This window comes from Halorubrum sp. ASP1 (assembly GCF_005435135.1).
Taxonomy (GTDB): domain Archaea; phylum Halobacteriota; class Halobacteria; order Halobacteriales; family Haloferacaceae; genus Halorubrum; species Halorubrum tropicale.
In genome coordinates this window covers 120,062-134,129 of record NZ_SGUA01000009.1, presented here as the reverse complement: position 1 = coordinate 134,129, position 14,068 = coordinate 120,062, and the positions used below count along the sequence as shown (strand labels likewise).

Annotated in this window: 15 protein-coding genes; 8 read left to right on the top strand and 7 right to left on the bottom strand. The window is 61.3% G+C overall.

All coding sequences use genetic code 11. The features are described 5' to 3' along the window. Nucleotides 1-34: 34 nt before the first annotated feature. The 5 genes from dgoD to EXE48_RS13980 are packed head-to-tail and all read right to left on the bottom strand — an operon-like array spanning nt 35 to nt 5,584. Nucleotides 35-1,183: a galactonate dehydratase gene (gene dgoD / locus EXE48_RS14000; RefSeq protein WP_137711836.1), complete on the bottom strand. Its 1,149-nt coding sequence runs from the start codon at nt 1,181-1,183 to the stop codon at nt 35-37. Nucleotides 1,184-1,189: 6 nt separating this feature from the next. Next, nucleotides 1,190-2,311, bottom strand: coding sequence for an ABC transporter ATP-binding protein (locus tag EXE48_RS13995; RefSeq protein WP_053773108.1), 1,122 nt, complete (start codon nt 2,309-2,311; stop codon nt 1,190-1,192). 2 nt (nt 2,312-2,313) lie between these two features. Then, nucleotides 2,314-3,150 carry a carbohydrate ABC transporter permease gene (locus tag EXE48_RS13990; protein WP_053773107.1) on the bottom strand — a complete coding sequence of 279 codons (837 nt, stop codon included), beginning with the start codon at nt 3,148-3,150 and terminating at the stop codon, nt 2,314-2,316. Further along, on the bottom strand, nt 3,150-4,220 hold the full coding sequence (locus EXE48_RS13985; protein WP_053773106.1) for a carbohydrate ABC transporter permease: 1,071 nt from the start codon (nt 4,218-4,220) through the stop codon (nt 3,150-3,152). The genes EXE48_RS13990 and EXE48_RS13985 overlap by 1 nt, the downstream gene beginning before the upstream one ends. A 17-nt stretch (nt 4,221-4,237) precedes the next feature. Continuing rightward, entirely contained in the window at nt 4,238-5,584 is a 1,347-nt protein-coding gene (locus EXE48_RS13980; RefSeq protein ID WP_137711835.1) for a sugar ABC transporter substrate-binding protein, read from the bottom strand. A gap of 323 nt (nt 5,585-5,907) precedes the next feature. Between EXE48_RS13980 and EXE48_RS13975 the strand changes: the two genes are divergently transcribed. After that, a complete protein-coding gene (locus EXE48_RS13975) occupies nt 5,908-6,654 on the top strand; it encodes an IclR family transcriptional regulator (protein ID WP_137711834.1) in 747 nt (248 codons plus the stop codon). A gap of 431 nt (nt 6,655-7,085) precedes the next feature. Beyond that, complete coding sequence (locus tag EXE48_RS13970; RefSeq protein WP_137711833.1) at nt 7,086-7,634, top strand: OsmC family protein; 549 nt, start codon at nt 7,086-7,088, stop codon at nt 7,632-7,634. Nucleotides 7,635-7,813: 179 nt separating this feature from the next. Here the strand turns inward: EXE48_RS13970 and EXE48_RS13965 are convergent, their stop codons facing one another. Together EXE48_RS13965 and EXE48_RS13960 are read right to left on the bottom strand one after the other, a co-directional pair. Next, a complete protein-coding gene (locus EXE48_RS13965; protein ID WP_137711832.1) occupies nt 7,814-8,257 on the bottom strand; it encodes a metal-dependent transcriptional regulator in 444 nt (147 codons plus the stop codon). Continuing rightward, nucleotides 8,254-8,559: a helix-turn-helix domain-containing protein gene (locus EXE48_RS13960; RefSeq protein ID WP_137711831.1), complete on the bottom strand. Its 306-nt coding sequence runs from the start codon at nt 8,557-8,559 to the stop codon at nt 8,254-8,256. Before EXE48_RS13960 ends, EXE48_RS13965 begins: the two co-directional genes overlap by 4 nt. A 505-nt stretch (nt 8,560-9,064) precedes the next feature. Between EXE48_RS13960 and tenA the strand changes: the two genes are divergently transcribed. From tenA to EXE48_RS13935, 6 genes are all read left to right on the top strand, one after another. Then, nucleotides 9,065-9,730, top strand: a complete 666-nt coding sequence (tenA, locus tag EXE48_RS13955) for a thiaminase II (protein WP_137711830.1) — start codon at nt 9,065-9,067, stop codon at nt 9,728-9,730. Next, nucleotides 9,727-10,470, top strand: a complete 744-nt coding sequence (locus EXE48_RS13950) for a TenA family protein (RefSeq protein ID WP_241992014.1) — start codon at nt 9,727-9,729, stop codon at nt 10,468-10,470. Before tenA ends, EXE48_RS13950 begins: the two co-directional genes overlap by 4 nt. Continuing rightward, nucleotides 10,464-11,999: a sodium:solute symporter family transporter gene (locus EXE48_RS13945; RefSeq protein ID WP_137711828.1), complete on the top strand. Its 1,536-nt coding sequence runs from the start codon at nt 10,464-10,466 to the stop codon at nt 11,997-11,999. Before EXE48_RS13950 ends, EXE48_RS13945 begins: the two co-directional genes overlap by 7 nt. After that, nucleotides 11,996-12,160: a hypothetical protein gene (locus EXE48_RS18480; RefSeq protein WP_158293670.1), complete on the top strand. Its 165-nt coding sequence runs from the start codon at nt 11,996-11,998 to the stop codon at nt 12,158-12,160. Before EXE48_RS13945 ends, EXE48_RS18480 begins: the two co-directional genes overlap by 4 nt. A 62-nt stretch (nt 12,161-12,222) precedes the next feature. Next, nucleotides 12,223-13,479, top strand: coding sequence for an NRAMP family divalent metal transporter (locus tag EXE48_RS13940; RefSeq protein ID WP_137705268.1), 1,257 nt, complete (start codon nt 12,223-12,225; stop codon nt 13,477-13,479). Next, nucleotides 13,476-14,030 (top strand): hypothetical protein, encoded by a 555-nt coding sequence (locus tag EXE48_RS13935; protein ID WP_137705233.1) that lies wholly within the window; start codon nt 13,476-13,478, stop codon nt 14,028-14,030. Before EXE48_RS13940 ends, EXE48_RS13935 begins: the two co-directional genes overlap by 4 nt. Nucleotides 14,031-14,068 lie beyond the last annotated feature (38 nt).

The following is a 14,068-nucleotide window of genomic DNA, read 5'->3' as shown; positions in this document are numbered from 1 at the left end:
TGTCCGTCCTGTCTCGCTTGGGTCGACACGGCGATCACCACTCCGCGACGGAGCCGTCCTCGTGGCGCCACACGGGGTTGTGCCAGTCGACGTCGCCACGCTGATCGCGAACGTGTTCCTCGTCGATTTCGATCCCCAGCCCGTCGCCGTCGGGGATGTCGACGAAGCCGTCGCGGTACTCGAAGACCGAGGGATCGGCGAGGTAGTCCAGCACGTCACTCGTCTCGTTGTAGTGGATGTCGAGTGACTGTTCTTGGATCAGCGCGTTCGGCGTGCAGGCGTCGACCTGGATACAGGACGCAAGCGCGATCGGCCCCAGCGGGCAGTGCGGAGCGACCGACACGTCGTACGCCTCGGCCATCGACGCGATCTTCTTCAGCTCGGTGATCCCGCCGGCGTGGGAGACGTCCGGCTGGATCAGGTCGACGGCGTCCGCCTCCAGCACTTGCTTGAAGTCCCACCGCGAGTACATGCGCTCGCCAGTCGCGACGGGGATCGTGGTCGACTGCCGGATCGCCGGCAGCGCGTCGTTGTTTTCGGGCAACACCGGCTCCTCGATGAACATCGGGTCGTACGGCTCCAGCGCGGCTGCGAGCCGGCGCACCATCGGTTTCGACACGCGGCCGTGGAAGTCGACCCCGATGTCGACCTCGTCGCCGACCGCCTCGCGGACCGCCGCGATCCGGTCGACCGCGTCGGCGACGGTGGCCGGAGTGTCGATCGGTCGCAGCTCGGCGGTGGCGTTCATTTTTAATGCCGAAAAGCCCGCATCGGCTTTCTCTCGGGCGGCCTCGCCCACGTCCGCCGGGCGGTCACCCCCGATCCACTGATACACCCGGATCCGGTCGCGAGCGCGACCGCCGAGCAGTTCGTGGACCGGCGCGCCGAACTGCTTGCCTTTGAGATCCCAGAGCGCCTGGTCGACGCCGGCGATGGCGCTCATCAGGATGGGACCGCCCCGGTAGAAGCCGCCCCGATACATCGCCTGCCAGTGATCTTCGATCCGCGTCGGGTCCTCGCCGAGGAGGTAGTTGTCGAGGAGTTCCTCGACGGCCGCGACGACCGTGTGCGAGCGCCCCTCGACGATCGGTTCTCCCCAGCCCACGGTGCCGTCGCTCGTCGTCAGCTTCAAGAACAGCCAGCGGGGCGGTACTTCGAACAGCTCGTAGTCAGTAATATACATGATACGTTATGACTCAGTGGTTCCGACGACGGACAGGTCGACGGTGTCGGTTTTGGTCTTGAGCGCGTCGCCGTTTTCGACATCGAACAGATACACGGCCGCCTCACTGAAGTCGAAGGCGACCTGCGTGTCCTCAGCCGGCCGGATGGACGGTTCGACGCGGGCGGTGAGTTCGTGGCCGCCCATCTCCATGTAGAGGAAGTTCTCGTTGCCCATCGGTTCGACGACCGTCACGTCAGCCACGTTCGCTCCCGAGTCGATGATAGTGATGTCTTCCGGGCGGATACCGACGCTGACGCGGTCGTGTCCTTCGACCGGCGCCGGGTCGTCGAGCGTGTAGGTGAACCCGCCGGGTCCTCGAAGGGTGTCGCCGTCGACGTCGGCCGTGAGGAGGTTGATACTCGGCGAGCCGATGAAGTCCGCAACAAACTGGTTGACCGGCGAGCGGTACACCTCCTCCGGGGAGCCGACCTGCTGGAGTACGCCGCCGTCCATCACGGCGATCCGATCGCCCATCGCCATCGCCTCGGTCTGGTCGTGGGTGACGTACACTGTCGTCACGTCGAGGTCGGCCTGAAGCTCCTGGAGCTCCGTCCGCATGTCCGACCGAAGCTTCGCGTCGAGGTTGCTGAGCGGCTCGTCCATTAGGAACACGGACGGCTCGCGGACGATTGCGCGGCCCAGCGCTACGCGCTGTTGTTGCCCTCCCGAGAGCGCTTTCGGCTTCTCGTTGAGGAGCTTGCTGATACCTAGCATCTCGGCGACGTCCTCGACTTTCTCTTCGATTTCGTCGCCGGTGAGCTTCGTCGAGAGCTTCAGCCCGAAGCCGATGTTGCTTCGGACGGTCATGTGCGGGTACAGCGCGTAGTTCTGGAACACCATTGCCACGTCGCGCTCGCTGGCCCGGCGGTCCGTGACGTCTTGGTCGCCGAACGCAATAGACCCCTCAGTCACGTCTTCGAGACCGGCGAGACAGCGAAGCGTCGTCGATTTCCCGCAGCCGGACGGACCGACCAACACGAGGAACTCGCCGTGGTCGATATCGACGGAGAGATCCTTTACCGCGACCACCTTCTCGGTTCCGGAGTCGTACACCTTGTCTAGGTCTGTGATGTTGATTCCTGCCATAGTTACTCCTTAAGCGACCCCGCGAGGATGCCACTGACGAACTGCTTTTGTAACACTAAGAACAGCACGACCATCGGCACGATGGCGAGCGTCGCCGCTACCATGATCTGATCGTAATAGATCCGCTGGAACCCGGTTAGCTGTGCCAGCCCGATTGGGATCGTGTACATGTCCGAGGATTCTAAGATCACGAGCGGGTAGAGGAACAGGTCCCACTGGAAGAGGAACAGAATGATCGCGAGCGCGGCCAGCGACGACCGCATCGTTGGGAGCGCGATTCGGTAGAATATCTGGAACTCCGTCGCCCCGTCCATCCGCGCGGACTCAAGCAGGGCGTCTGGAATCGATTTCATGTTCTGTCGCATGAGGAAGATTCCGATGGGGTTCGCTGCCCACGGGAGAATTATCGCTCGGAACGTGTTCGTCCAGTCCAGCTGTGCCATCAGCAGGAACAGCGGGATAACGAGCAGCTGGATGGGTAACACGAGCGTCGCCAAAATCGTGTAGAAGATCGGCTCTTTGTACTTGAACTCATACTTCGCGAACGCAAAGCCGGCCATCGAACACAGCACAAGCGACAGCAGCGTGTAGATGACGGCGATGAGGACGCTGTTCCGGATCGTCCGGACGAAGTCGAGTCGCTCCTGCAGGGCCGCGAAGTTGTCCATAAACGCGGTGCCGGGGATCAACCGCGGCGGGAACTGCAGAAACTGCTCTTGCGGGAGCGTTGCGGCCACCAACATCCAGTACAGCGGGACCATCATCACGATGACCATCGTGATGACGAACGCGTAGGTGAGGAACTGCCAGACCGCGTCCTTACGACGCTGGTCGCGCATCAGTCCTCACCTCCGATTTTGATCTGGACGACCGAGAACACGCTGACGATCGCCACGAAGACGACCGTGAGCGCGCTCGCGTAGCCGAGGTTGAAATTGATGAATGCCTGTCGGTAGATGTACTGCACGATAGTGATAGTGGAGTTCGTCGGACCGCCGCCGGTGATGACGTACGGCTCGGCGAACAGTTTGAAGGTGCCAATTGTCGACAGCACGACAACGAACAGCAACACCGGTTTGAGCTGCGGGAGCGTGACGTACCGGAACTTCTCCCAGCGGTTCGCCCCGTCAATCTCCGCGGCCTCGTACAGTTGCTGTGGAATCGTCTGGAGACCGGCGAGGAGGATGATCATGTTGTATCCCGTCCATCGCCACGTCACGGCCGCGATGATCGTGTTTCGCGCCCAGAACCCGTCGGTCAGCCACGGGACCGGACCCAGTCCGACGCCCGCGAGCACGTAGTTGAGGAATCCCAGTTGCTCGTTAAAGAGCAACAGGAACACCGTCGAGTACGCCACGAGGTTGGCCGACACTGGCAGCGCGATGGCGGTCCGGAATACCCCTTTCAGTCGCATAAAGGAGGCGTTCAGCGCGAGCGCGAGCGCGAGCGCAAGCCCGATCATCAACGGGACCTGGATGACCAAGATGTACGAGGTGTTAAACATCGACTGCCAGAACAGGTCGTTGCCGAACAGCCGAGCGTAATTTCCGAGCGCGACAAATTCAAGCTGTGCTATCCGCGGTATTTCGATGTACAGCGGGCCTAGATCGATCCAGAACAGCGAGCCCTGTCCGACGCCCTGGTACTCGAAGAACGACAGGTACAGCGTGTAAAACACCGGGAAGGCGAGGAACACGCTGAAAAGTAGAAAGAACGGAGAGATGAACAGGTACGCGACCCGCGGCAGCGTCGGCGTCGCCGCTGTCAGGTCCTGTCTCGCGAACCGGAATCTGTCCCATACCGGACGGAACGCTCGTCTGAACTCTCGCGTCGCTTCCCGGACTTTCTCACTGACACGGCGCCGGTACGCTTGGCCGGTTCGATCAGTTGTCTCGTCAGAATTTGCCATGCGATCGATTACCTCGATTACGCGAGGTCTCGATCAGTGTTTTCGGCGACCGTCTCCGCAGCAGCCTGTACGGCCTCCTCAGGCGACTGCTCGCCGTTTATCATGCGCTGGAGTTCGGTTTCCATTGCCTGCGACACTTCGGGTGTGTCGGCGGTGAACCGGTAACCCGGCGCGTTCTGTGCGACCTCGGCGAACAGCGCACGAGCCGCCTGTCCGTCGTAGAAGTCCAGTTCCTCGTCGAACACTGGCTCGTCGTAGACGGTCTCCAGTGCCGGGAATAGTCCGTATTCGTCGTACATGGCGAGTTGCATCTCCTCGGTGGCCAGCGACCACTCCATGTAGTCCCAGCCGCGCTGTTTCTTTTCTTCGGAGACCTGGTTGGCGATCATGAGGTTGGAACCGCCCCAGTTCGACGCTCGTGGACCGCCGGACTCCAGGGCGGGAATCTTGTATACGCCCCAGTCGCCGGCGGTGTCGGGTAGCTCTGCGCGCAACGTCCCCTCCATCCACGCCGCCGAAGGGAGCGACGCGATGGTCGCGTCGCCGTACGCGCTGAACCACGCCGAGGTCCAGCCCTCAATGTTGGCCGCGATGTCGGCGTCGTAGATCTTTTTGATGTTTTGGGCCACTTTGAGTGACTTCTCGTTGTGGATGTTCACCTCGCCGCTGTCCAGGAACGGCTCGCCGGACAGCTGACGGAACTGGTAGCGCCAGACGCCAGAGAGGTCGCCCTCGGGGAGGTTGAGCATGTACTGGTCGTCCGGGAGCTTCTGGCCCTCTTCGATGAGGTCTGCCCACGTCTCGATCGACGAGGGGTCGATATCGTGTTCGTCGTACACCGACCGGCGGTAGTAGACCGCCGTCGGGCCAGTATCCCACGGGAGCGCGTAGATGTCGCCGTCGACAGTGAGTGCTTCCCACTTGCCGGAGACGAAGTCCTCCTGAACGCCCGCCTCATCGATTTCGTCGGTGAGGGGGGCGATGGAGTCAGTCGCGATGAACGAGGGACCGTCAACGGACTCAAGCATGGAGACCGCCGGCGCACCGGAGCCGGAAAGCAGGTTGGTCTGGAGGCGGTCTTTCATCGCCGAGCGACCGAACTCCTCGACCGCGACCGTCGCGTCGTTTTCTGCCTCGTACTCTTCGGCCGTGATCTGTAGCGCTCGCGCGGCAACGTCCCAGCCCCACACGTCGATTTCGGACGCCATCGCCGTGTTTCCGCTGCCGTCACTGCTGTCACCGCCGTCGCTGCCGTCGCTGTCGTCGCTGCCGTCGCTGCCGTCGCTACCGTCTCCACTGTCCGGATCACCGGTTCCGACACAGCCTGCGAAGCCCGCGATCCCCGCAAGTCCTGCGCCTTTCATCAGCCGTCGTCGCCCCACTTGTGCGTAGCTTAGTTTATCAGTCATGATCGTACCTGACTATTGCTCTGTTATAGTATAGATATATAAATGTACTGGACAACTGTTCTAAAAGTAGGTTACAAACGCTCGTGATGTGTTTTCTTGGTCAGAACAAGACTATCTTATATAAGTTATTACACTATATGGCGGCGAATCTATTTAATTTTGCTCATTGAATATTGTGTTATTATATTTGAGTTTGAAAATATATTCATAGCTCCCACAACGTTCATCCATGGTAAACAAAGGTTATACCTCTGTCGTCCGTACAACCTATCGAAACGATGGGAGATGTAGACTCCGTCACCGTTCAGGCAACCGCGACATCCCTCCAGATCCTCGAAGAGCTATATGAGCGTGACGGCGGCGGCGTCACCGAACTAGCCGACGAATTAGCAGTCTCGAAGAGCGCGGTCTACAACCACCTCTCGACGCTCTGTACGCTCGGATATGTGACGAACACGGAGGGAATGTACAAACTCACGCACCAATGCCTCCGGATTGGGTTCGGGACACGAGAACGGAACCCCGTCTACCAAGCGGCACGTGGTGAAATTCGGGGGCTCGCACGAAACACGAACGCGGTGGCGAACCTCGTCGTCCCCGAGGGGCCGAACGTAGTGTACCTCCACCGCGCCGGCCAGCAGGACCACCCGATTCCGATCGGTGGGAGCGTCCAACTTCACGCGGCCGCCGCCGGGGAGGCGGTCCTCGCGTTCCGGTCCCCGGACGAGATCGACGCGTACGTCGCTCGACACGGACTCGATCAGGAGACCGAACGAACCGTGACAGATCCCGCGACGCTCAGATCAGAGCTCCGGTCGATCAGAGATCGAAAGATCGCATTCGACCGCGGCGAACTCGACGGAAACTGGCGCTGTGTCGCCTCGCCTATCGTCGTCGACGGTGACCCTATGGGCGCGGTTAGCGTCTCTGGACCGGCCGACGAGATGCAGGGAAAGCGACTCGAAGAAGACACAGCTGGGCTCGTATCCAGCACCGCAAAAACGATCGAACTCGAACTGTTGTGACGCGGCAGCCCTCCTCGATTCGGTCCGAGTTAATATCTCTCCGGAAACAGATTTTTCGTCAGAACTGATCGACTCGACCAGATCACGGATAGTGGAATAATTGCAATCCCCCGCGGCACTGAGCGGGATGACATTGTAGCGGTCGCAAACCCCGTCGTCGACGCCAGCGACGAGCTCATTCGAGCCCCACGGCGACTGCGTCAGTTCAGGTCGTGCCGCACTGCTTGGGACGCACAAAATACTCCCTTTGGCGGTCACCGGAGGGCTGCTTTTTCGTCCGCGAAGCCGACCGTGACGAAGTACTCGAGGGACTCATCGAACTGGCCGACGGCGCGTTATCGGCGCGCGCCTACCCGATTTGGATCCTCATCTATCAAGAGCGAGGCGAAAGTATTGTATTCAGAACGCAGATAGTGTTGTGTGAGAAAAGAATGGCTGAACTCAATGGAATAGATACAGACGCGCTCGAAAACCTGATTGAATCGGCTTCTAAAGACCCCGATAAGGAATCATTCACCTTCCGGGCAGAAACTGAGTGGATCGGTGGTTTTGCGAGTGAGACACACATAAGCGATTTCACGCAGGATGGAACGACAGTCGAGTCGCCGGAGTTCACGATCACTGGCGACGAACCCGAAGCGCTGCTCGGCGAGCGTGCTGGTCCGAACGCAGTTGAACATCTCCTCGCTGCGATTGGATCCTGCCTGAGCGTAACGTACGCTGGGCACGCAGCGGCTCACGGCATTCAGCTCAATGACCTCTCTTTCGAGTTCGAGGGTGACATCGATCTCCGTGGGTTCCTCGGATTGAGCGAGGACGTCCGAGCGGGATACGACCAGATCCGTGCCACGACGCACCTCGACGCAGACGCGTCGGAAGACGAACTCAGGGAGCTACACGAGGAAGTCATAGCAACTTCGCCGGTGTACGACAACGTGACGAACGAGGTCACACTCAACTTCGATCTCCAGTTCGAGTAAGTGGTCGTTCCGTCGGGTGAATCAGGAAAGGGACCCATCCGCCCGACGCACTAACGAAATCTAGTAGAATCCTCGGCGGTCAATACGCAGGATATTTCTAACCGCTGACTCAGGCTTGTTTTAACTGTAACAAGCGCGAACCCAGCGGCCGCGCGGAGACTGACGGACCGCACCGTCGGTCACCGGCTGACCAGCCGCTCGCAGTCGAGCGCGTCGGTCGCCTCGCAGGGGCGGTCACAGGGCCGGGAGAGTTGATCGTCTAGTCGGGAGAGCTCTCCGGAGGGAACAGTCCGGCCGATCCGGTAGGCCTGTTCGGTGTCCAAGGAGATATCCACCGTCTCGAAAAACTGCTGGACGAGACACCGCCGCCACAGCAGGTCCCGTGCGATGCGCTCGCCGCGGGAGGCCAACTCCACCCCGACGTAGGGCTCGTAGGTCACCAGCCCCGCTTCGTCGAGTGTTTTAATCGTCTCGGTGACCGTCGGCCCGCTCACACCGAGGGAGTCGGCCAAAACACCGGTGCCGACCGGGGAGTCGTCGGTGAGCGTCAATACCAGCAGTCCGCAGAGATGACGCCCCTCCGCCGGGCTCACGGGGAGGCTCGCAGAGGACGCGTCACTCATCGTGTCCGCCCCCGTGCCGCTCCTTTGCCGGTCGGCCACGGGTCGTCGGCTACCCAGTACACGACTGTCCGGCCGGTCTCACGCCGGCGGAGCTCCCCCCGCCCGACCAGCCCGTTGAGCTTCGTCCGCGCTGCCTCGGTCGATACCCCGAGCACGTCTGCGACGTCTGTGGTCGTCACGACCGGGCTGTCAACGGCGCTAAACACGTCTTGGACCGCCTCGGGCGGGACTGTCTCCGCGAACCGGCCGTTGTCGCGACGACGCCGGCGCCGCCGGCGGCGGTGTGGCGTCTCGTCGCTCATCTCGTTGGTGCTACCCCTCGTGTAATATAAACGGTTTGCTAGTAGCAAAACCGCCAGTCAGGCGCGCCCGCCGCAGACAGTCAGCGTGATGTTGACACCAATCGGCTTGAGCGCTTTTGGGACCTGCTTAGCGAGTACCCGCTAGGCGGCCATCCTAATCTGGTGGGTCCTACCGAAGAGGTACCATACCTCCTCGATGAGTACCGACTGGGCGTACTCGGCCGCGTTCCAGAGGCCGGCGCGGCCACATCTCAATACGACCACTGCCCATCGTCGGTTTCGACGGCAAACGCTTGATCGTCCGAGACAAGATGCGGCTCAAGACTAGTGTCGGTCTCAATCTTCCCGACAGCGGCGTCTCCGTGGAGACGGAGAATATCTTCTCAACGCAACCGTCTCAAAGTCAAGCGTCATCCGCCAGAAGCGGGAGAGACGTATTAGCCTCCCTCTGCCATTACTTGATTATATTACCAAGTTATAAGTTGACGAACGATGGATATCGGCTATGGTCTTTACCGACGAACTCAACGATGTGGCTGAGGCCACGTGGCAGGCCATCGTCGATCACCCAATGGTCGAAAAGCTCGGTGAAGGGACACTTGACGAGGCCACGTTTCGCTACTGGGTTGAGCAAGATTACTACTACCTGACCCAGTATGCTCGAGTGTTTGCACACGGCGCGACGAAGGCTCCCGATATCGGTCGAATGGGGACGTTCGCCGAACTGCTTGATTCGACGATCAACACGGAGATGGACCTTCACCGTGCGTACGCTGCAGATTTTGGTGTCTCGGAGGCGGATCTCGAAGCGACGATACCGTCCCCCACGACACGAGCGTACACCGATTTTCTCGTCCGAGTGGCCGCGACGAAGACATTCGGTGACCTCGTCGCAGCGTTACTCCCCTGTATGTGGGGATTCAACGAGACCGGGAAACGACTCGCCGATAGGGGACTTCCCGACGACGAACGGTACGCGGAGTGGATCCAGACGTACGCCGGCGAGGAGTTCACCGAACTCACGACGTGGTGTAAAGAACTCCTCAACGACGTGGCAGCCGACGCCGATACCGAGACGCGAGAGCGGTTTCGCAAACTGTTCCACACCTCGGCCCGCTACGAATACCGGTTTTGGGACGCCGCATGGCGACAGGAGGAGTGGGCAATATGAGCGCCGGCGACGAGACCACGGGCGCGCCGGACTCGTTCGACACCTACGCCGCGAACCGTGACGACCCCTCGTTCACTAACTGGCTTCGCAGACGTGCTGAACCCGACTGGACCGATACAGTGACGCACCAGTTCGTGCGAGAACTCGGGAGCGGCGAGCTTGCCGACGACGCGTTCCGACGATACCTTGTTCGGGACTACGCATTCGTGGAAACGCTCGTCGGAACGGTCGGTCGCGCGGTCGGTGACGCACCCACGATGGAGGCGAAGTCGTCACTTACCGAATTCTTGACCGTACTCACGGACGACGAGAACGATTACTTCGAACGGGCCTTCGAGGCGCTCGATGTCCCCGAGGCGACGGACGCGGATCCGGAACTCACCGCCAGCAGCAGAGCGTTTGTGGACTTGCTCGAACGGGCCGGCCGTGAAGGCGGTTACCCCGAAACACTCGCCGTGCTGGTTCCTGCCGAGTGGATCTATCTCGAATGGGCCACGGACATGCCTCCTGAGCGGCCTGACCGCTTCTATCTCGCCGAGTGGATCGACCTCCACAACAACGACTCGTTCGGTGACTTCGTGACGTGGCTCCGAGGAGAACTCGACCGCGAGGGTGCTATGGTCTCGCCACAGCGACAACGCGGCCTCGAGCGGTTGTTCCGGCGGACTGTTGAGCTGGAGTTCGCCTTCTTCGCGGCAGCGTACGATCAGGAGATGTCGGAGGCTGGTCGGCGATGGTGACGACTGAGACAGTGCTCGGACTCACCATCGCGACGCTCGTCGCATTCACCGCGATGGGGGTCTACACCTCCCGTGGGGGGTTTGATTCGGCCGAGGACCTCATTACCGCCCGCAACTCGGCCGGTGGGGGACAGCTGACCGCCACGCTGATCGCCTCCGTGATGGGCGTCTGGGTCCTGCTGTCGGCGCCCGAAGCAGGGGCCTCCTTCGGTATCGCGGCGGTCGTCGGCTACGCGGTCGGTGAGGCGCTTCCCATGTTGGCGTATTCGAAGATCGGACCTCGGGTTCGCGACGTAATTCCCGACGGGCACTCACTCACGGAGTACGCGTACGCTCGATATGGAAGCGCGATGTACACGTTCATTCTCTTCGTGAGCGTGTTCTATATGTTCATCTTTCTCGCCGCTGAACTCACTGGGATCGCGTTAGCCCTCGCGCTCGTCGCCGACGTGCCACAGTGGTTGACGGCGGTCCTCGTCGGCGGGTTCGTCTTGGCCTACACGGGGTACGGTGGACTCCGCGCGAGCATTCTCACCGACACGGTCCAGACCGCACTGGTTCTCCCGCTGTTGGTCGTCGCCTTCACCGGCGCGATCGTTACCCTCGGCGGAACGGGAGCAGTCTACGACGGGATCGTCGCAACCGACCCGTCTCTGCTCGACCCACTGAACTCGGACGGGATCCGGTTCGGGATCGCTATCGCGCTCGCGATATTCGGAGCCGAGCTAATCAATCAGACGTGGTGGCAGCGGATATACGCGGGCTCTGACGCGAAGACGGTTGCGCGAGGGTTCCGAACCGCGACCGTTGCTAACGGAATGATAGTCTTACTCGCCGCTTTATTCGGCGTTGTCGCCGTCGGCAACGCATCCGTCGAGAACCCTTCGACAGCGTTCTTTGCGCTTCTGGGTGAGACGTTCCCGGAGTGGGCCGTGGTCGCGGTCACACTTCTCGCACTCCTGCTCGTGATGAGTTCGGTCGACACGCTGTTCAACGCGCTTTCGAGCGTTGTCACGGCAGACCTCCCGCGATTACTCGACGACCCCGACGACCGGACGCTCTCGCTCAGCGCCCGAGTTCTCACAATCGTCGTCGCCGTCGCGGCAATCTACGTCAGCCAAACGGCGCAGAGTGTGTTGGCGCTCTTCTTGTTTGCCGACCTCTTGGGCGCAGCCGTCGCGGTCCCGTTCCTGTACGGACTGTTCTCGGACAAACTCACGGGGACGGGCGCACTCATAAGTAGTGTCGGTGGCCTCGCGGTCGGTGCGGCAGTCTTCCCGTTTCCGCTCGGAATCGCCGACGCTCTCCGTTCGATCCCACTCGTCGGTGCGATGTTGCCGTCACCTGACGGGCTTTATCTCACGTCGTTCGCCGGTGCCTTCGTGACCGCAACTGTGTGTACGCTAGCGTTTGCCAAGCGCTCGTCACACCGATATGATTTCGACGAGCTCGCGAGCGAGATCCGACGGCTGGACGACCTACAACCCGACGGCGGACAACTGGAGGACCGGGAGGTGGACGACCAATGACCCCAGTTGGGTCGGCCGAATTCGCGATATTACTCTGGGGGACAGTCTCGGCCGTTTCCGCCGTGTTCCTGTATGAGGTGTATGTGATCGCCGCTGAGTTCGGCTGGATCGGTGGCAACGGGGGCCACACGGGCACGTCCAAGCCCGGTGACGAGTTGTGAGCAATCAACGATCCGAACGTCTGTCCACAGGTGGTAGTGCAGTTCGTGCATACCTCAGCGAGATGGGTCCGTCGTGGGTAGCCGGTGCCATCGCCGCCGGCCCGGCGACGATGGCCAGCCTGATCGCCGCCGGTGCGAGCTTCGACTACACGTTCCTCTGGGTTGTTATTTTGTCCGCGGCCGCGGGTGCGGTCGCGCAGTTTCTCGCGATGCGGCTCGGGCTACTCACCGAACGCGGTATCGTAGACGTCGTGGAGGACCACGTCGGTGAGGGGTGGGCGGTCGTCCTCGTTGTCGACGTTGTTGTCGTCGCGGGCGCGGCGCAGTTCGTCATCATGAACACTGCCGCGTCTGTCTCGGCGTCGTTGACCGGTGTCAATGCCCGGATTTGGGGATTGGTCTGGGGGATAGTTCTCGCGGCCGGGCTTGCCGGTCGTGGCTACCGGTTCGTTGAATTCCTCTCTAAGGCGCTGGTGACGGTCGTCGTGCTCGCGTTCGTCGCGTCGCTGTGGGTCGTCCCCGTCGACTACGAGGCCGCTGCGACCGGTCTCGTGCCGTCGTTACCCGCGGGTAGCGGGCTGATCGCAGCTGGCATCCTCGGTGGCGCGGTTCACATCACGCTGATAACGATGCAGTCGTATACGATGCGAGCACGGGACTGGACCGTTCGAGACTACGACCTCGCCGCACTGGACATCAGCGTCTCGATGCTGGGGGCGTTCGGCGTCTACAGTGTCGCCGTGTTCCTCGTGGCAGCGAGCGTGCTGTCCGATCCGGAACTGACCGCGATCGGTGCCGGAAAGACGCTAGGTCCGCTGGTCGGTGACAGCGCCGGGACGCTGTTTCTTCTGGGCCTAGGTGGCGCTGCCGTCTCCACCCTCGGTGGAAACACCGTTGTCCCGCCGTTTCTCGTCGCAGACAAGCTCGGCTGGGGGACATCGGTTTCGGACACGCGATATCGAGTCCTGCTCGCGGGGTTCGCACTGGTGTCCGCTGCTGGCGCGTTCATCGGCGGGGAGGTTATCAGTCAACTCGTGCTCGTCCTCGCATTGGGAACAGTGGGGACGCCGTTCGCCATCGCGATCGTACTCTACCTGCTTAACAGCGATGCGGTGTCCGAGCCGCCTTCCACGCTGGCAAACGCCGGAGGACTTGGCCTACTGGTCGTCTCCGGAACGCTCGCAGTGAATTTTCTCCGAGAGCAGGCCGGAAGCGGTATTGACGTCCTTTCCGGGACCGTCCTCGCGTTTGCCCTCCTACTCGGCGTGGCGACGGTCGTCTCGGGTATTAAATACGTCCGTGAGGAGGTGTTGGTGTGACAGAGACACAGATCCCGCTGACCGGACGGACACTGATCGTCGGGTCATCTGGGGTCGGGAAGACGAGTCTCACCGCACGGACACTCACGAATTGGCTTGAAGACGGTCGGACACAGGAAACGGTTGTCTTCGAGTTCGGCCCCGAGCTGGGTCGAACCGACCGCGTCGTCGGCCGCCGGTTGTGCCGGTTCGTGGAGATTCCCGACCAGGTCTGGATCGACCCCGTCGAAGCAAACGCCCCGCGCTCACAGGGCAGTGAGACGGCAGACGTGCTCAAATTAGCCCGTGAAAATGCCGAACGAGCCAACCGCCGGTTCAACGACGCACCGTCCGCTCCTGCCGCCGTCTTCGTCAACGACGCCACCATCGGATTCCAACATGAGGCGGGAGACCTAGACAAGTTCATCGAGTACTGTAGCCAAGCTGACTGCGTCGTCGTCAACGCCTACGAGGGAGACGAGTTCGGGAGCAATGATCCCGTCTCGCGGCGTGAACAGACGGTTTTACGCCGCCTGAGGAGTTGGACTGATCGAACAATCGAACTCAGTTAACCCTCCCTAAGGAGCTCCCTATTTGGCCGCCGCAAAAA